Origin of the sequence: Paenibacillus sp. 481, from assembly GCF_021223605.1 — a bacterium.
Taxonomy (GTDB): domain Bacteria; phylum Bacillota; class Bacilli; order Paenibacillales; family Paenibacillaceae; genus Paenibacillus_B.
The window spans coordinates 1,283,553-1,302,538 of the sequence record NZ_CP075175.1; the positions used below are offsets into that span (position 1 = coordinate 1,283,553).

The 18,986-nt window shown below is 46.9% G+C and carries 17 protein-coding genes; 8 read left to right on the top strand and 9 right to left on the bottom strand.

The window, feature by feature from the left end:
• Positions 1-61: 61 nt before the first annotated feature.
• The 3 genes from KIK04_RS05425 to KIK04_RS05435 form a co-directional block, all read right to left on the bottom strand.
• Entirely contained in the window at positions 62-1,480 is a 1,419-nt protein-coding gene (locus tag KIK04_RS05425; protein WP_232277292.1) for an ABC transporter substrate-binding protein, read from the bottom strand.
• An 18-nt stretch (positions 1,481-1,498) separates the two neighbouring features.
• A complete protein-coding gene (locus tag KIK04_RS05430; RefSeq protein ID WP_232277293.1) occupies positions 1,499-2,899 on the bottom strand; it encodes an ABC transporter substrate-binding protein in 1,401 nt (466 codons plus the stop codon).
• 176 nt (positions 2,900-3,075) lie between these two features.
• Entirely contained in the window at positions 3,076-4,377 is a 1,302-nt protein-coding gene (locus KIK04_RS05435) for a DEAD/DEAH box helicase (RefSeq protein WP_232277294.1), read from the bottom strand.
• 238 nt (positions 4,378-4,615) lie between these two features.
• Here KIK04_RS05435 and KIK04_RS05440 point away from each other — a divergent pair, with 238 nt between their 5' ends.
• Positions 4,616-4,894, top strand: a complete 279-nt coding sequence (locus KIK04_RS05440) for a DUF2573 family protein (protein ID WP_232277295.1) — start codon at positions 4,616-4,618, stop codon at positions 4,892-4,894.
• 194 nt (positions 4,895-5,088) lie between these two features.
• Here the strand turns inward: KIK04_RS05440 and KIK04_RS05445 are convergent, their stop codons facing one another.
• Both KIK04_RS05445 and KIK04_RS05450 read right to left on the bottom strand, forming a co-directional pair.
• Positions 5,089-5,865, bottom strand: a complete 777-nt coding sequence (locus KIK04_RS05445) for an SDR family NAD(P)-dependent oxidoreductase (RefSeq protein WP_232277296.1) — start codon at positions 5,863-5,865, stop codon at positions 5,089-5,091.
• Positions 5,866-5,916: 51 nt separating this feature from the next.
• The gene (locus KIK04_RS05450) at positions 5,917-6,369 is read right to left on the bottom strand and encodes a chemotaxis protein CheX (RefSeq protein WP_232277297.1); all 453 of its coding nucleotides are present in this window, start codon (positions 6,367-6,369) and stop codon (positions 5,917-5,919) included.
• 304 nt (positions 6,370-6,673) lie between these two features.
• Here KIK04_RS05450 and KIK04_RS05455 point away from each other — a divergent pair, with 304 nt between their 5' ends.
• Entirely contained in the window at positions 6,674-7,651 is a 978-nt protein-coding gene (locus KIK04_RS05455) for a zinc dependent phospholipase C family protein (protein WP_232277298.1), read from the top strand.
• Between the two features lie 133 nt (positions 7,652-7,784).
• On the opposite strand, the gene KIK04_RS05460 is transcribed toward KIK04_RS05455, so the two are convergent.
• Positions 7,785-9,386: a Ppx/GppA phosphatase family protein gene (locus KIK04_RS05460; RefSeq protein WP_232277299.1), complete on the bottom strand. Its 1,602-nt coding sequence runs from the start codon at positions 9,384-9,386 to the stop codon at positions 7,785-7,787.
• 410 nt (positions 9,387-9,796) lie between these two features.
• Between KIK04_RS05460 and KIK04_RS05465 the strand changes: the two genes are divergently transcribed.
• From KIK04_RS05465 to KIK04_RS05485, 5 genes are all read left to right on the top strand, one after another.
• Positions 9,797-10,903 (top strand): ABC transporter substrate-binding protein, encoded by a 1,107-nt coding sequence (locus KIK04_RS05465; protein WP_442951137.1) that lies wholly within the window; start codon positions 9,797-9,799, stop codon positions 10,901-10,903.
• Positions 10,893-11,777: an alkaline phosphatase family protein gene (locus KIK04_RS05470; protein ID WP_442951138.1), complete on the top strand. Its 885-nt coding sequence runs from the start codon at positions 10,893-10,895 to the stop codon at positions 11,775-11,777. Before KIK04_RS05465 ends, KIK04_RS05470 begins: the two co-directional genes overlap by 11 nt.
• 82 nt (positions 11,778-11,859) lie before the next feature.
• A complete protein-coding gene (locus KIK04_RS05475; RefSeq protein ID WP_232277300.1) occupies positions 11,860-12,705 on the top strand; it encodes an ABC transporter permease in 846 nt (281 codons plus the stop codon).
• A 59-nt stretch (positions 12,706-12,764) separates the two neighbouring features.
• Positions 12,765-13,580, top strand: a complete 816-nt coding sequence (locus tag KIK04_RS05480) for an ABC transporter permease (protein ID WP_232278603.1) — start codon at positions 12,765-12,767, stop codon at positions 13,578-13,580.
• Positions 13,577-14,599 carry an ABC transporter ATP-binding protein gene (locus tag KIK04_RS05485; protein ID WP_232277301.1) on the top strand — a complete coding sequence of 341 codons (1,023 nt, stop codon included), beginning with the start codon at positions 13,577-13,579 and terminating at the stop codon, positions 14,597-14,599. Before KIK04_RS05480 ends, KIK04_RS05485 begins: the two co-directional genes overlap by 4 nt.
• A gap of 97 nt (positions 14,600-14,696) precedes the next feature.
• Here the strand turns inward: KIK04_RS05485 and KIK04_RS05490 are convergent, their stop codons facing one another.
• Entirely contained in the window at positions 14,697-16,394 is a 1,698-nt protein-coding gene (locus KIK04_RS05490) for a M3 family oligoendopeptidase (protein WP_232277302.1), read from the bottom strand.
• Positions 16,395-16,466: 72 nt separating this feature from the next.
• A complete protein-coding gene (locus KIK04_RS05495; RefSeq protein WP_232278604.1) occupies positions 16,467-17,171 on the bottom strand; it encodes an ArsR/SmtB family transcription factor in 705 nt (234 codons plus the stop codon).
• Positions 17,172-17,349: 178 nt separating this feature from the next.
• Between KIK04_RS05495 and KIK04_RS05500 the strand changes: the two genes are divergently transcribed.
• Positions 17,350-17,964: a flavin reductase family protein gene (locus KIK04_RS05500; RefSeq protein WP_232277303.1), complete on the top strand. Its 615-nt coding sequence runs from the start codon at positions 17,350-17,352 to the stop codon at positions 17,962-17,964.
• On the opposite strand, the gene KIK04_RS05505 is transcribed toward KIK04_RS05500, so the two are convergent.
• Positions 17,965-18,651: a sterol desaturase family protein gene (locus tag KIK04_RS05505; RefSeq protein WP_232277304.1), complete on the bottom strand. Its 687-nt coding sequence runs from the start codon at positions 18,649-18,651 to the stop codon at positions 17,965-17,967.
• Positions 18,652-18,986: the final 335 nt, after the last annotated feature.

An 18,986-nucleotide genomic window follows, 5' to 3' on the forward strand; every position in this document is an offset into this window, starting at 1 on the left:
AAATATCACCTCTTCCATCATTATACCGGACTGGAAGAGGTGATTGCTAATACAGATGCTATTATTTTCCGTTTGCTTGCTTCGCTTTCTTGGCTTTATCCGCTTCACGCGCCTTCTTCAGCTCAGCTTGCCCTTTTTGCTGAATGTCTGCGAGCGCTTGATCGACTGTTTTCTTCTTATCGATAACAGCTTGCATATTGTCATCTATAAGTGTCGTAAAGGTCATATAGAAACTTTGTGGTGTCTTCATCATCCATTTCCACTCACTCGCACCGTTGGACACTGGCTTCAAGGCGTAAAACGGCTCGGTACTCTTGCCGTCCACTTCTTTGTAGTACGTTCCACGTGTCGGCACAGTGCCGTCAGAAGTACGCGATGCCAACTTGGCCATCTCTGGGCTGTTAATAAACTTAACGAACTCCCATGCAGCTCGTTTATTCGTTGAGTCTTGCGAGATAGCAAACAATTCATGAATATTTACAAAAGAAGATTCATTTGGTGTTGCCGAATTGATCGGGGCTGTTACAAATCCCCATTCAAACGCCTTAGCATCCTTACTATATTGACGTTGACTTTTAATATTGCTTGCAAAAAATGGATAACTCATAATCATCGCTGCACTGCCGTTTATGAACTTCTCACTTCCTTGCAACAACTGTTCACTGTTGGTCGGACTTTTAGGGTTCACATAGAAAGACTTATTGCGCAATGCATCTGTCGCTTCAGTCATAAGTTTGTTCCACCCAGGTGTTTGAAAATGTAGATCCTCTCCTTTCAACGGAGAAATGCCTGCTGTCGATGCCATCTTAAACAGTAACGTATTTAGGCCACCCCATTGATCAACCATGCCAACTACTTTGTCCTTCGGGTTAGTTGTCGCACCTGCCACATTGTTAAAGCGTGCAGCTAAGGAAAGAACTTGCGACCATGTCATTTTATTGGTCGGCAATTCTACACCGTTCTTTTTAAACAAATCCGCATTGTAGTAAAGAACTTGCGGGACAAATTTCGGAGCAAGTCCAAACAGAGAACCTCCTCCATCACTCCGCTGCATCTCGATAAGACCAGGCATATAGCCTTGTAAATCGAATTGTTCTTGCTTGATAATCGATTCTAAATTATAGAGCTTACCCTCTTCGGTAAACTCGACATACGTTCTGTAATCAAGAAAGAGCACATCAGGCTTTTGCTCGGTCATAAACTTTTTCATCGCTGAAGCGTAATCAGTTGCAGTTCCATTATTCACTTGCTCAAAAATATGATTGTTAGTGACGACTTCAAAGTCAATATTGGGGTGCTTCATTTTAAAGAGATTCCCGTATTGGCTATAAAAACCGTCCTCATTGTAATAAATGACTTTCAACTTGCCTGTTCCCTCTTTGTTAAGCTCCTCCAGAACGGGCTTTTCCCCGAAACAACCACTAAGCAGCGTCGTTATAAGCATAAATACAACGAGCGTACGCCATTTTTTAGTCATCATGCTGTTATCCCCCCTTGCCTATTTTTTCTGTTCCTTCTTCTTTTTTTCCTCAATTGCTTTTTTAAGTTGCTGCTGCATCTTTTGCTGAAATTCTGCCACAGCTTGGTCGACATTTTTTTTCTTATCCACTATCGATTTCAACATTTGCTCCGATTCCATGCTAAACTGACTCATATATTCGCTTGGCACGTTTTTCGTATTGCCATAAAAACTATGCTTCTCTGCTGTTGGCTTCAACATATAAAGCGGCTCAACACTTTTGCCATCCACATCTTTCAGCACTCCCGTAATAGTAGGGAATCCGTTCCAATTCGTGCGCCCATTCGCATTGGCCATATCAAGCCCATTCACAAATTTAACGAACTCCCAAGCCGCACGTTTATTCGGTGAATCATTATGAATCGCGTACACTTCGCGCGTGCTAATATAAGGCGAGTCGTTAGGTGCAGAAGCACTGATAGGAGCCGTTACAAATCCCCATTTCATCTTTTTCACATCCGGACCGCCGTACATGGACTGATTTTCCAAACGATGCATCGTATATTCTTGATCAATGATCATCGCTGCTTTGCCACTGAAAAATAAGTCCCCATCCATCATACGAAAGGATTGCCCCTTCTCCGGAGGAGCTGAGTTAGATATCACTTGATTGCGATATGCATCTGTCGTTTTTTTAATGAGATTTTTCCAGCCATCCGATTGAATGAGTAATGTTTCTCCTTTCGTGTCAAACATCTTCAATCCTTCAACCGTTCCAAGCTTAACGAGAAAGTCATACATCGAACTGCGTGCTTCGAACAGTCCGTGTACTTTATGCTCACCCTTGCCAATATTAGCAAAGCGCGCGGACAATTGAAGTACTTCGTCCCACGTCATTTTATTTCTAGGCAGTTCAATCCCATGCTTCGTAAATAAGTCTTCATTGTAATAGAGGAGCTGTGTGCCGAATGTTGGCGTCAGGCCATAAAGGATACCGTCTCCTTTACTTCTGAGCATATCGATGAGTCCGGGTAGTAGTTTCTGGAGGTCATATTTCTCTTGTTGAATGAGGGGTTCCAAGTTATACAGCTTGCCTGCTGATGCATAATGCTCCAACATATCCACACCTAGTGTCAGTACATCAGGCTTATGCTTATCAATCAATTTTTTCATTTCTTTTTCATGATCATAATCTGGACCTTTATCTACACTGTACAGATCCGACGTGCTCACAATTTCAAATTCGATGTTCGGGTATTTTACATTAAAATAGTTACCGTACTGCTGATAAAACATTTCCTCATTATGCGCTAATATTTTAATTTTTCCGGCACCATCTTCTCCAAGCTCTTCAACCGCAGGTTTTTCCCCGAAACAACCAGCTAGCATAGATATGGCAATAAGAAGAACAATAGATATTTTCCATTTGTTAGTAAACAAACCCTCTCCCCCTTTTCCAAAATCAACCACTATTATAAGCGTCTATTTTCCAAAATTCAACATCATTTTTGTCATATTTATCTATTCATTTCACATTATATGCAAAAAAAAGACGTCACATTAACTGTGACGTCTCAGGTCTTTATTAAGCGTTCTACTTCAAGCGCTCGCCATTTTTATTTTTCACGTTTATCTTTTAGCCACTTAGGAGCACCTTTGTTCTTGCGATCACGCTGGCGATCCTGCTTATTTGCAACCGGCGTCTCCTTCTGGACGGAACGCACTTGGGGGCGCTTCGACCGTGCTGGCGAATGCGGTCTCGTTGGCTTGGACATGTTGTTCTCATCCAAATAAATAACACGGCCGTCATAAAAAGCCCGCTCCAACATTTTAATATCAAGTTCGCGCTCGAACTTGCGTATAATGAAGCGCTCGCGATTATGAATAATGTTGACGGACGTACCCTTGCGACCCATCCGTCCCGTGCGACCTGCGCGGTGCACATAGTGATCCGCGTTAAGTGCTGGCTGCACGCTGAACACGTATGGCAGCTCCGGAATGTCCAACCCACGTGCAGCGACATCTGTCGCGAGCAGCAGCTGGAATTCGCCTTCGCGGAAGCGACGCAGCATATTCACGCGCTCTTGCTTCGGTGCGTCGCCATACAAAGCGCCGACCGACAAGCCGAGATGGACAAGCTTCGACTCCCACTCCCCGATCATATGCGTTTCGTTAACGAATACGATGGCTTGCTTCGGCTTCCAATGACGAACTAAACGACGCAGCGTATCCAACTTGTCGCGTTCCTCACATTCGAATACGAGATGCTCGATCGTTTCTGCGATACGCTTGTCCGGATCGATCCCGATATGAGTAGGATCACTCATCCAACGTGCCGCAAGATCCTTCACTTCCGCAGGAAGAGTTGCGGAGAAGAAGAGCAACTGGCGGTCGCGCAGCGCGCCTTGAATAATTTTTTCCGTATCACGGGAGCCACCTTGCTTGAGGACGTGATCGACCTCATCAATGACAATGTGGCGTACTTCGTGCATTTTCAGCTTGCGCATTTGCAGCAGCTCGCTAATCCGTCCTGGTGTGCCGACAATAAGCTGCGGCTTCAGTTTAAGCTTATCTACCTGGCGCTGCAATGCGGCACCACCAATTAGCGATGCGACGCTCAACTCGCTGCCGTTCGTGTAATATTCAGCCTCGCGGACGATTTGCATCGCCAGCTCCTGTGTCGGCGCGACGACGACTGCTTGCGTCGAGCGCTGCGTTGCATCAATACGCATAATTAGCGGCAACAAGTAGGCAAGCGTCTTGCCTGTGCCTGTTTGCGATTGTGCCAATATATCACGCCCCGCCAGCGCAGCCGGAATGGCTTCCGCTTGTACGGGGGAAGGTGTATTAATATTTCGCGCTTGAAGCTGCCCTAGCAACTCCGGCGTTAATGCCAATGATTCAAAAGTAGTACTCAATTATATCGTTCCTCTCTAGGTCGTTCTAATTCTCTGAGACGGTCTGAGTCGGTCTGAGACGGCCTGAAACGGTCTAAGACGTTCTAAAGCGTTCTCCATCGTTTGCTACCATTATAGCTGAAACACCAAGTTGTATCCAACTTCCTTTCCACGCTTCATTATGATAGCCTGAAATTAGACCCCTTTTGTGGAGTCCATAATATACATACATAAGACCGTATTATCGGAGGGATTGAGGATGAAAGAAGCATGGCAACCGTCTTTTGACGCTTTAGTTGAAAAGTATGCCGAGCTGCTTACAGGACAAGCAAATCAAGAAACTGTCGACAACGTAAAAATGTGGGCATTGTACAATCATATGCACAAAACGATGCCTAACTTAACTCGACATTGGAATGAAACCCATCCAGAAGGAAAAGCTGCTGTGAGGGCTTTATTTGAAGAGATCAAACAGATGAATGAGGCCCATCAGAATACACAGAAGCAAAAGCAACAGGAGCAACAACGGGAGCAATAGCAATAGCAATAGCAATAGCAATAGCAATAGCAATAGCAATAGCAGGAGCAATAAAGGCGCTTAGCACAACAGCGGACGAACGATACGCTGCCCACCGCCACACCAGAACGAACCTTTTGATCGCCAACATGAAAAGAGGGATGTCTCGCCGTCATGTACAATGACTGTTGAGACACCCCCTTGCCTATCAACTGTTATTTTTTGTTCAGCAGCTTGCCCGCCACACGGTTGGCCAAGCGCGGAAACAAATGATATAACCGCGTGCCAAGTGCCCCTAGCCACGGCAAATCCACTTCTGACTTGCGCGTCTCCATCACGCGTACGAGGTGGCGCGCCACCTTCTCCGCTGGCATCATAAACCAGCGCACGTTGTTGACGTATTGCCCCGACGGGTCGGCAAGGTCGAAAAAGGGCGTATCGATCGGCCCCGGATTAACGGCCGATACTGCTATACCTGTACCTGCCAGCTCCATGCGCAAAGCATTCGTGAAGCCCAGTACCGCATGCTTCGTCGCCGTATACCCCGTCGACTTCGGTGAACCGATCTTGCCCGCAATCGAAGCTACATTGACGATATGGCCTTCGCCACGCTCAAGCATATGTGGTAGCACCGCTTTCGTACAGCGAACAATCCCCATATAATTGACATCCATCATCGCCGCATATTCGGCAATCGGCATGTCTGTTATGCGCTTAAACGCCCCAAAACCCGCATTGTTAAGCACGATGTCAATGCGCCCATATTGAGCGATAATATGTTGCACGACACGCTCAACGTCTTCGTCGCTCGTGACGTCCATTTGCATTACAGCATGCTCTCCACGAATAGCAGCAGATGCTTCTGCTAGCTTGGCTTGCGAACGCGCCGTTAAAATAGGCAAAGCCCCTCGCTCTGCAACGAATTGGGCCGTTAAAGCTCCGATACCACTTGATGCGCCCGTGATGAGTACGATTTTACCTTGCAAACCCATCGCTTGTTCTACTCCTTATGTACAGCAAAATAATTGACTACGATCTTTATCTTACTCCGCACGCATAAGAACATCAAAACGGCCAATGCCGTCCATCAGCAGCGGTATAGCCAGCACTTTATCCGTTGAGCAGGATGGCGTAGCCGCCAATAGTAGCTGTGGTGGCGTAATATCAACGTGTATCCCTTGATTGTACATCAACGTCGTTGCATTGCCACTAATCATATTTCCTAACTCCGAGATAGCGCTCTCACTCATCGCGTCAAGTGCTTGTAATGGGAAGCCGCCCATCATGGCAGAAGCCATTTTTAAAGCAGCTTCTTCATTTAATCCGAACACAACATGACCCGTCAACTGACCCGTTAAGCCGATTTGGATACGGAGGTCGTGCGCACCGCTCCAAGCCAACATTTCAAGCTCCCCCCGCTCCGGACGAACTTGTACTATTTGTTCGATCACCGTACAAGCGGATTGCAAAAACGGATGAATCCATTCTGCTCTCATGTTTACATTTTTCGCCCCTTTCCGACACTGAGGGAGTATGTTCGACAAATTTCGAACGTCCTATACACCCACTTCTTCAAGACTATTATACTGAAAACCATTCATACAATCACTAACGGATTTATAATTAAATCGAAAATACACTCTAAATTGTCTATTAATTTGTATTTTCATCCACATTTGTTGTAAAAATTTATGCAATTTCATGGTGGACCTATGAAAACCGTGACTATTGCACGGTTGACAAAAAATGAGGTTGGCTTCATCGTGAAGATGATGAGATTATAAATTTGGAGAGATGGTTATGCCTAACATTTGGACGCACTTGCTATTCGGGCAAGAAGCGTTGACAACATCCGGATTGGCGCACTGGTTGAACACCCCTGCTCACAAGCAACTGTTCAATATGGGTTGCCAAGGACCGGACTTTTTATTCTATCATAAGTTCTTTCCTTGGCAGCGCAATAAGACCATGAACCGATTAGGGTCGGAAATGCATGCGAAGCATTGTGGTCCTGTCCTTATAGATCTACTCGATGCAGCACAGTACAGGAAACGTGAAACTTGTGTGTATATGTTGGGCTTCGTATTGCATCATATTTTAGATCGTCATATGCATCCCTACGTATTCGTTCGTTCTGGCTTCCGCAAATGGGATCATCAGCGTTTTGAAATTTTGATGGATACGCAAATTGTACAACGTAAGCTAGGACTGGAAACGTGGCAAACACCTGTCTGGACCGAAATAGATACAAATGGAACATTTCCAGAGGAAGTTGTGGATGCATTTGAAAAGGTGACCCACAAGTATTATCCTGAACTTGCGTACGATGTCGAGCGCAAATACTGGAATGAGGCGAATCGCGATATGATACGTGCGCAGAAGCTATTCCATGATCCGCGCGGTATTAAGCGAGTTCTGACGTTCGGTCAAATCGAACCGATGATGTATAAGCGTGAAGTGCCGCCATATGATGTTCTGAATGAGACGCATCGTGCTTGGCCAGATCCGACAGGCACAGGAGATACGTACACGACAAGCATATGGGATATGTGGGAAGAAGCTGCGAAAGATGCGGCACGTGTACTATCCGCTACCCTTCACTACTGGGAAACACGTCATGCATGGGAACACGGCACAACCGACCATATCGTAACTCGCGTAGACGTGGATGAAAGCTTAGCTCAACTTCGAGCAGCTGTCGGCAATCGATCCTACGAAACTGGCTTACCAGTCGAGTACAATCGGCCAATTAGGGTCGAAGATCCGATTTGGCTTTAATACGCAAGATAACGATTCGGCATAATTATTATTGAATACATGTACCGATGTTCAAGTATAATTCACACTTGAACATCGGTATTATTTATACCCATAGATAATGGCTAGATGTACGTCTAGATTAGTACTGGATCTAGATTAGTGCCGGAGATACGTCAGCCATAATAACGAGATAGCGGTCGAACAACTTACGAAAACCTGTACGTATGGCATATGCTTCTGTTACTTCCAACAATGGCGGCGTGTCGGCCTGCACGTATACGATAACCTCATGCTGGTCGATCACACAATTGACGGTATGTACCACTGAAGTAGCACTAAAGCTTACCGCTAAACGTAGCAGCGCTCCAAGCATTTGCACGGCGCGTTTGTCGCCTGGCAACAATAATGGCTCGTATGCCCGCCACGCTCGTTCAAATTTTAATTGTCGATTAATAGAGGCAATACAACCACTTAGGACAAGCTCACGCGGCGTCAAGCCATATAGGTCAGCGTTAAGAAGCATATACAGCGCATGCCTTTCCCGCTCTAAAGGCGAGATGACTTCGCCACAATCATGTAGTAAGGCGCTTGTTTGAATAATGTTTGTCCAGTTCCCTTCAAGGCCAAGTACGGGAGCGCATTGCTGAACTAACATCCTGAACAAACGATGAACGTGCGCACCAGACTGATTAGGCAGTTCCAAGCGCTGTCTGAAATTGTAAATCGAGAACAACAACGGCTGTTCCACAGTCATGCCTTCGGCTCTTAATAAATCAAACATCATCCCGTCACGCACACCTTTACGGCATACGATGAGATATTGAGCTTGAAGTCTGTTCATAACATGAGCAACGACCTGTAAGGACCCTACTATAATATCTGCCCGCTCCGAACATAACCCCGAAACACGCTCTTTTTCTTCTAATGATAGCCTTTTAAGTGAATCAAACGTGCTTTGTACAAACGAGGCGTGAAGAACATGATGATGAAGGGTAGGAAATGGAATGCGGCTTGCTGCTGATTCCAGCTTAGCAAGTGTGCGCACCGTCCCCCCTAAGCCAATGAGAGGCAATCCGTGTGCTTCTTCTAACCAAGGAATCCGCTCCAGCCAATTCGCAATAAACTGACTGATCCGCTGTTCTTCTTGTTCAGTCAATTGTGCTTGCACCGAAAATTGCTGGGCGATCGTCAAAGCACCGATTGGAATGCTACAACTTTCGACAAGTTCACGATTACGAATGAGCGCAAGCTCAAGCGAGCCCCCACCGATGTCCATCATCAAACCATCACTTATATTCATCGTGGAAATGACAGCTACATAATCCAAATACGCTTCGGACTCGCCGCCGATTATATTGAGTGTTACACCAGTGACGTTTTCAACCCGTCGTACAATTTCTCGTCGGTTAGTAGCTCTGCGCAGAGCAGCTGTCGCCACTGCATGCATTTGGTATGGCTTATATTTGCTACACATTTGATTAAATAAATGCAAAATTGAAATAAGCTTGTCGATTTTTGCTTCAGGAATCGCACCATGAGCATCAAACTCATCGCCCAAGCGCACAACTTCTTTCCATTGATATACCACTTGAAAATAATGCTCATTGTACTTCACGATCATTAGCCGCACAGAATTGGAACCGACATCAATAATTCCCATATAACGCATCTGCGTTTCACGGTGCTCACGCCCGTGTTTCATAGCTGTGCCACGCTCCCCATCAAACTCTATTTCTGTTCCTATTTGACTCATTTTGCCATGCTCCATTTTAAAACACCTTCCGTAATCATGAATTAAAGTTTTTGTAAATGCATACGACAGCAACAACCTTTCCAGACATGCATCTTATACGTGTACGATATGTTTCCCTCCTCTCTCACTGGTCACATCTTACTTATCCGAAGTTAATGTCAAATGCTGTCCGCTCTTGTGGATTACTAAATGATGCCAGTCTGTCTCTAAGCATAAAACAACACGGGCCGAATAGGCTAAAGTAAGCGCTACCATTCGCTTAGGATTATATCGATAATGCCTCTTTACAAACTCTTCACCTCGCGTTGATGTGGAATTGACTTTGGTCCGGTACGATGATCGCGTTCAGATTGATGTCATTTCCTCTTACATTCACACGACTAAAAAAGGGTAAAGGAGACTTTTTCATCATGGATAAGACATTCGTTGTTCGCTTTCTATTAATCATTATCGTATGCACAACTGTGTTAACGGCTTGCTCCATGAGTAGCAACAGCGGGAGCAACCCGAGCGAAGCGATTGATTTTTCCAAGCTGACTTTAGAGCAAATCGTGGAACAGGCCAAAAAAGAAGGTGAAGTGAATTCGGTTGGCATGCCCGACTCGTGGGCGAACTGGGTACAAACTTGGCAAGATCTACAGACGACTTACGGGTTGAAACATGTCGATACGGATATGTCCAGTGCAGAAGAACTAGCCAAATTTGAATCTGAAAAAAATGACGCTACCGCCGATATCGGTGATGTTGGCATCGCGTTTGGACCACTTGCTAAAGAGAAAGGCATCACTTTGCCCTATAAAACGTCCTACTGGAACGACATCCCTAACTGGGCAAAAGATGAAGAGGGGCATTGGCTACTCGGCTATACAGGCACACTCGCTTTTATTACAGATAAAAATAAAGTAAAACAACCACCTACATCGTGGGCAGATCTGAAAAATGGTAGCTACAAAGTCGCAATCGGCGACGTCATGAAAGCAAATCAGGCTCAATTTGCCGTGTTGGCAGCAGCTTATGCGTTCGGTGGCGATGAAAAAAATATTCAGCCAGGGTTGGACTTTTATGCGGAACTAGCAAAGTCCGGTCGAATTAGCCCTATCGACGCAAGTCCTGCCAATTTGGAAAAAGGCGAAGTCGAAGTTGGACTGCTTTGGGATTTCAACGCTTTAAATTATCGTGATTCGATTGATAAGAAGCGTTTTGAGGTCGTTATTCCACAAGAAGCATCGGTTACAAGCGGTTACGCAACGATCATTAATAAGTATGCCAAGCATCCGCATGCAGCGATGTTGGCACGGGAATACATCTTATCGGACCGAGGGCAAGCCAACTTAGCACGCGGCTACGCACGCCCGATTCGGGCTAACGCCAAACTGCCGGATGACGCGCTGCTTAAGCTGCTACCGAATGACATGTACGTGAATGCTCGTCCCGTTCAAGATATGAAAGCGTGGGAAGCGATGACCAAACAACTGCCACAGCTGTGGCAAGAGCAGGTGCTTATTCATGTTAAATAGCGATAACGCTCATGTATCGAATGGCTTGCTGAATCGGGCGAGCGATAAATTAATTTTCATTATGCTGGACGGATTGCGTTATGATGCAGCCGTGCAGCGCATGGGCTTTATGCATCATCTGGTCGAACAAGGGCTAGCCGCCCGCTTTCGCGTACAATCTGAGCTGCCTAGCTTGTCACGGCCACTCTATGAAGTCCTTCTGACAGGCACTCCTGTCTGGAAGCATGGCATTACGACGAACGATACGGTGCGCTTGTCGCATGAGCAAAGCCTATTTCACTTAACGCGCCAGCATGGGCGAACGAACGCTGCTGCCGCCTATTACTGGGTAAGCGAATTGTACAATCGCGCTCCGTTCAACCGCGCGGCCGATCGGATTCAGCTTCATACTGGGCTGGCCATCGATCATGGACTGTTTTACTGGGAGGACCATTACCCCGATTCGCATCTGTTTGCGGATGCACATTTCTTGCTTCAGTTAGCGCAGCCTGATTTGTTGTACGTTCATTCGATGAACATTGATCATGCTGGGCACAGCTTTACGGGCGGTGGAGAGTCGGCATCGTATCGGAACCACGTGATTACAGCCGATGTGCTGCTTGCCAGCACTCTACCAGCCTGGATCAACATGGGCTATCAAATTATCGTGACAGCAGACCATGGGATGAACGCCGATAGCAATCACGGCGGTACAACCGACGCCGAACGGCATGTGCCGCTGTTTATCATAAGCGAGCAGGTCAAGTCAGGCGTGTACGATATCACGCTGCCACAGCTGGAGATTGCTCCTCTCGCATGTCGATTGCTGGACATCAAGCCAGCGGAGGCGATGGTGCCCTTAACGAAGCTGCAAGCAGCAGGAGCTTTCTATTAACGCTGTGAGCGTATAACTTGCAACTTACAACTTACAACTTGCTATTTTCACATTTTACATTTTACATGCAGGAGGCCTCACGATGAAAAAATGGAATGGGATGCTAATTGCGACACTCGTCCCTTTTTTCAGCTTCATTCTATTGTTTATGTGTGTTCCATTGCTATTTATGTTGTTAGGCAGCTTTCAAGTTGAAGGTGGAGGCGGTTGGACGCTTGACCATTACGCTGAAATCTTCGGCAATCCTTATTACACACAAGCGTTGCAAAATAGCATGCTCATCGCCTGTTGGTCGGCGGTAATGGGCATTATGGTCTCCGTGTTTGCTGCTTACGGTGTAACAAAGTTTCCGAAGTACGTGCAAGAGCGCATCCTTGTACTAACCAATTTGACGTCAAATTTTGCGGGAATCCCACTTGCATTCGCCTTTATTGTGCTGCTCGGCAACAGTGGCTTGTTTACCCTACTGTTTCGCTCTTTCGGCATCGATTTGGGACAATCGTTCAATTTGTATTCATGGGGCGGATTAACTGTTATTTATGTATATTTTCAACTACCATTAGGTATTTTGCTGCTATATCCAATATATCACGGTATTCAAGAACAATGGAAGGAAGCGGCAACTTTGCTTGGTGCTTCCTCGTATCAGTTCTGGCTACGCATCGGAGCACCGATGCTGCTGCCTAGCATTGCGGGCACGTTCAGCATCATGTTTGCTAATGCAATGGGGGCGTACGCAACCGCCTATGCACTCACAGGCAGCACGTATAACTTGGTTCCGATTCGCATTAGCAACTTGGTGTCGGGTGATGTGTTTGCGCGGCCTGAGTTGGGCAGCGCACTAGCAACTGCGCTTGGGCTGACCCTTGTCACGGCTCTACTGTTGAATGAATGGCTGACACGCCGGATTCGGAGGGATTTGCGATGAATGAGATTTCATCCTCAGCTGCGCCGCGTTTCCGGCTGCATGTGCGAATCCATCATGTCATGCTCGTTATCGCTGCTATTTATTTGTTCTTGCCTATTGCCGCGACTGTGTTGTATTCGTTCGCGACAACTTGGAATACAACCGTGTTGCCTGAAGGGCTCACGTTGAACTGGTACGCGCAACTCTTTCAAGATATGCGCTTTATCGAATCGTTTAGCCGCTCCTTGCTCTTAAGCGGCGGGGCGACACTGCTCGCGTTGCTGGTCACTGTGCCAGCTATCTTCACCATCATGGTGTACGCGCCACGCTTGGAGCGCGCCATTCAAAGTCTAGTCATGGCTAGCTATGCATTGCCTGGCGTCATTATGGCCGTTGGCCTGATTCGCGCCTATGCGGGCAAAGGTATATCCATGCTGCTCATTATTATCGGCGCGTATGTTGTAGCTATGCTACCGTTCATCTACCAAGCGGTGAGCAACAGCTTGCGCACGATCAACGCTGCGGTACTGATGGAAGCAGCACAGTTGCTTGGTGCTAGCCGATTGCGCGCCTTCGTGCGCATTATCGTGCCTAACATCATGCCAGGCATCCTCGTTGCTGGATTGCTTTCATTTTCCATGCTGTTTGGCGAATTTGTACTTATTAATATGTTAGTGGGCGGCAAGTTTGAAACGCTGCAAATTTATTTGTACGGGGTCATCAGTAAGAGTGGGCATATGTCCAGCGCGATCGTGGTCACTTATTTTGTATGCATGGCCATTATTAGTACGCTGCTATTAAAGCTCGGAACGACAGGATCGACAGCAGCGATAGGATCGGTACGTTCAACAAGATCAGCAAAATCAACCGAGTCAAAAAGGAGGGCATTGCGATGAGCTACGTCTCGATTCAGCAACTAACGAAATCATTCAGCAAACAGACGGTGCTGCATAACCTTCAACTACAATGTGAACACGGTGAATTAATTACACTGCTCGGCCCGAGCGGCTGCGGCAAAAGTACGCTCCTACGCATTATAGCCGGCTTAACGACGCCGGACAGCGGCACAATTCACATCGCCGGACAAGATGTTACGAGCTTGCCTGCAAAGGATCGTGAGATCGGCATGGTCTTTCAATCCTATGCATTATTTCCGAACTTAACGGTTGCCGAAAATATCGCCTTCGGCCTACAAATGAAAAAGCTACCGCCCGCCGCCATCAAGCAGGAAGTAGCTGACATGATTCAGCTCGTCGGGCTAGAAGACAAGGAACGCGCCTATCCGCGCGAGCTATCCGGCGGACAGCAGCAACGCGTTGCGCTCGCGCGCTCGCTCGTGCTGAAGCCGAAAGTGCTGCTGCTCGACGAGCCGCTAAGCGCCCTTGATGCGCAAATTCGTAAACATTTGCGCAAGCAGCTGCGCGATATTCAGCGCGAATTAAATATGACGACCGTGCTCGTGACGCATGATCAGGAAGAAGCGATGTCCATTAGCGACCGCATTTATTTAATGAACGCCGGAAAAATGGAACAGTTCGGCTCCCCGCACGACATTTATACGCGCCCGCGCAGCTCTTTTGTGGCCCGCTTCATCGGCAACTACAATGTGTTGTCCCGTGCAGAGCTGGAACGATTAGCTCCCCACTGCGCAGCACAAGCCGAACAAGCACTACGGTACGCAATTCGTCCAGAAACACTAAGCGAGGAGCCGATTCCGTATGGCGACGCCTTAACGGGAACGATTGACCACGTGTCCATGCTCGGCAACATTACTCGCTTTGAAATGGACATCGCAGGCTGTCGCGTCTATGCCGATCATTTGCATCGGGCGTACGAGCCTAGTTGTAGCGGACAGTTGAAGACGATATACCTGAATCCGAAAGATGTCATCCCGCTTCATGACGATGCTGCTTAATAAACGGACTGCCTATTGCGATTCGAATACCGCACACAAATAGAAACACCGGAAATCGGAGCGGGTAGCTCCAGTTTCCGGTGTAATTGCCTATAACCTATAACTTCGAATCGTCTACCCCATTCAGCCATGTCTCGATATCACCAATAACCGATTCCACACAACCATCCTCAAACGGGGAATTAAGACCCGCCAGCTTTACCAACTCCGTAAAGGACTGGCTTCCACCCGCACGGCACAACGTCAAATAATCTTCCCATGCTGGCTTCCAATCTTCATGCATTCGCTTCCAGAATTGCATCGCACAAATTTCTGCCAACGTGTAATCAATATAATAGAACGGATTCTGGAAAATGTGGGCCTGTCTTTGCCAGTAACCACCACGCTCCAAATAATCATTTTGTTCGAAATGGCGCATCGGCAAGTATTTCTTCTCAATCTCACGCCATGCACGCTTACGCTCGTCTGGTGTAGCATCTGGATTTTCATATACAAAATGCTGGAATTCGTCAACGGACACACCATAAGGGATGAACATCAGCGTCCCTGACAAATGTGAGTACTTGTATTTATCGGTATCTTCTTCAAAGAACAGCTGCATCCACGGCCAAGTAAAGTACTCCATACTCATCGAGTGAATTTCACAAGCTTCCGTCGTTGGCCAATTATATTCCGGCACATCAAAGTGTCTGCTCTCATACACTTGGAAAGCATGGCCCGCTTCATGCGTCAGAACGTCAATATCGCCGGAAGTGCCGTTAAAGTTCGCAAAAATGTACGGCGCTCGATAATCTTCAATGTATGTACAGTAGCCGCCGCCTTGCTTGCCCTTTTTGCTCAGCAGATCCATTAAATCATTGTCTACCATAAAAGAGTAGAACTCGTTGAGTTCTGGGGACAATTCAGCATACATTTTAGCGCCGTTCTGAACGATCCAATCCGGATCGCCTTTTGGTGCTGCGTTGCCGGACTTGAACTTGAATTCCTCATCGTAGTACAAGAATTCATCGACACCAATCCGTTGGCGTTGGCGTTCCGCAAGCTTCGTTGTGACAGGCACAATATACTCCAACACTTGTTTACGGAAGTTCGCCACCATCTCTGCGTTATAATCCGTACGGCTCATGCGTGCATAACCTAGCTCCACAAAATTCGTGTAGCCCAATTTCTTCGCAATTTGGGTACGTACTTTAACGAGTTCATCATATATACGGTCGAAATCCGCCTCGTGATCGGTCATAAATTGATATCTAGCTTCAGCAGCACGGCGTCTAACATCCCGATCCGTGGACACTTCAAACGGAGTGAGCTGCGACAACGTCCGCTCTTCACCTTCGAATAAGATTTTAGCGGAAGCGATCAGTTGTGCGTATTCCGTTGAAAGTTTATTTTCCAACTGCAAATCTTCAATCACTTCAGGTTTGAACGTTTTTAATGAAAGGTCTGCCAGCTTGAACAGTTGGCTGCCCCATTTTTGCTCCAATTCAGTTCTGAATGCGGACTCGACTAATGCACGATAGTAATCGGTTACATACTCTTGTACGACTGGACCAATTTCATCGAAATAGTCCTGCTCTGCCTTGTAAAAAGCATCATTCGTATCAATCGAGTGACGAATGCTCGCAATCGTCATTTGCGTACCGATTTCACTCCGCAACTTATTGATTTGCGTCATCACTTGATCTTGAGCAGCAAAGCTGTCTGCGCTGCTAAATTGCTCGACGAGTTGTTTGAACCGTTGTTCAATTATTTGCAAATCAGGACGCTCATATTGAAATTCACTGAATTTATTCATGGGTGATTTCCTCCTAGTCATGATCGGCTGCCGGCTGCGGTTCCAGCTGAAACAACCATTCTTTGTTATTCTTTAAAAAGATTCATTTTCCTTCTTCATGCTTGGGAACATTGCTGCAATCCCCCGTGCTCCCGCTTCTGTCACATAGACAGCACGAGTTGCTCCATCACGGATTATCCATTCTTTTTCCAGCATCCACTCGGTTAGCGCTTGACCTAACGAGCCCGCCAAATGATGCTCACGTTCGGTCCAATCGAGGCAGCAGCGTGCAAAGGTCCGACGTTTTTTGCGCAAGATGTCTAAATCGAGTCCCATTTTTTTGGAAAAAAGGTCTCCATTCGCGGTTACGTCATAGCGCATGTCAACCTTTACGACGATGTTACGCTCCTCTAGTGACCGGATCATTTGTACGGCGATATTCCCTGCCAAATGATCATAGCAAATTCTAGCTTGGCTAAGCTTTTTCATCTGCTCGGACTGTTTCAGCGAAGTGATGTTCGTCGAGTCGGCACCAGCAGCCGACAGCAGCTGTTCGATGATTTCCGCCGCTACTGAATCGCCGATCCGATAGTAGCGGTGCCGCCCGTGTCTCTCGGCGATTACGAGTCCAGATTCACTCATTTTAGCAAGATGAAAGCTGGCTGTCTGAGCCGTAATTCCTGCCACTCCCGCGAGTTCTCCTGCCGCATGATAACGACCGTCGAGCAAATGGGTGAGCATTGCGGTACGGGAGGAGTCTGCTAGTAAGGCAGCCACGGTAGCCACTTTAGCGGGCAACGGCAGCATAGGCACAACCATGGAATTTTCCTCCTATATGCACGGCATACTTCGATGATAATTGAAACATTGGCGTACTACAATGGGAACAGCAAAAATGAGCAGCAATGAGCAACAGTAAACGACATTGAGCAGCACATACTACGAGGTGCTCGATACATTAGGAGGATTTTTTCATATGCCAGCAACTACACACCAACCCATTTCCATCGATCCAAAAATATTGTATTACGGCATGCCCGTCATTCTCGTCACCACGCAAAATGAGGACGGAACGACTAACATTAGCCCGCTTTCATCCTCATGGGCACTCGGTCGCAACATCGTCCTTGGGATCGGACTTGGCGGCAAAGCACTAGAGAACTTGCAGCGCACACCCCAGCTCGTCATTAATGTCCCCGACCATTCGTTGTGGCAACAGGTAGAGCTGCTGGCCCCGCTGACGGGTAAATATCCAGTTCCCGATTACAAGCTGCCGCTAGGCATTCGATATGAAAAAGACAAATTCGCGGCCGCCGGACTAACGGCGTTGGCCTCCACTACAGTAGCACCGCTGCGGATTGCAGAGTGCCCCATTCAAATGGAGTGCACCGTCCAACGGATTAGCATACCGGACTATGCGCCGTACTTTTCCATCGTTGAAACGCAGGTTGAGCACGTGCATGCGCACGATGAACTTGTGCAGAACAGCAATCAGATCGACCCTGCAAAATGGAACCCGCTGATTTATAATTTTCGGCACTATTATTCGTTGGGAGAACATCTAGGGACATCCTACCGTGAAAAAACGTAGCTATGATGGAGGGCTACCAGAGCTACTAGGGCTACCAGAGCTACTAGGGCTACTAGGGCTACTAGGGCTATCAAGGCTACCCTTCTCCAAATCGCGCACGGTATCGCTACGGGTGACGGTCTTTTCATCCTTGTACGTGCCGCACGCCATATCGATAACAGGATTCGTAACACCGAACCAGAAATGCTCATTTTTAAAGTGATGCCATAAATGAATTTTTTTCATATAGCGCCCCCACGGAGTGATGGGCTTGATCGGGCGATGTGCACGATAATGTACCCATTCATAGTAGAGCATATAGAAAATGACGCCTGTAACCGTGGCAACGGCTAAGCTAAGCTCGCTCGTTATCGCAAAACCAAGGCAGCCTGCAATAAAAATAAGCGGAAAGCTGTACCACACAGGCAAAAACAGTAGCTTCACATTTTCCGGCTCCACATGGTGGTCGTAATGAAGGCGCTTGAGCATTTTTAGTAAAAAAGCGTTGCGCGGCGGTTTTAAATGGAACAAAAACCGATGAATCACATACTCGCTCAGCGCATACGCCAGCATACCGATCAAGAGGGCGATCCAAGTCGATCCGCTGCCCATAAACGGAATCGTAGCCCCAAGACAGACGAGCCCGATCAGCATCGTCAACATAATATCAAAAAACAAACAAAACTCTTTGATATACGTGAGCTTCATTACGACCCACTCCTTTTTCACAACATAGTAGAATGATTTCACCGACCCTAATGGAAACGATTTCATTTCCGTTTAAACGTGTTATGTTTTCATTTATATTCCGCTGTAACGACGTATACGCTATTCTTTTATGTAATAATGGCACATCATGCAAACAGGCCGCTCCGTCAATTTCCATTTGCGCAACCGACGATTCCCACCCGATATTTAGGCGATATTCGTTACATTTCTGCCTTTCGTGACATTAACCTTTTGACCTCGAAGTAGCTTCACAGCTGAAGGCTTCCTCTCTCATGCAGTTAATTTCCATTATCCATCTTATTGATTGGGAAAAT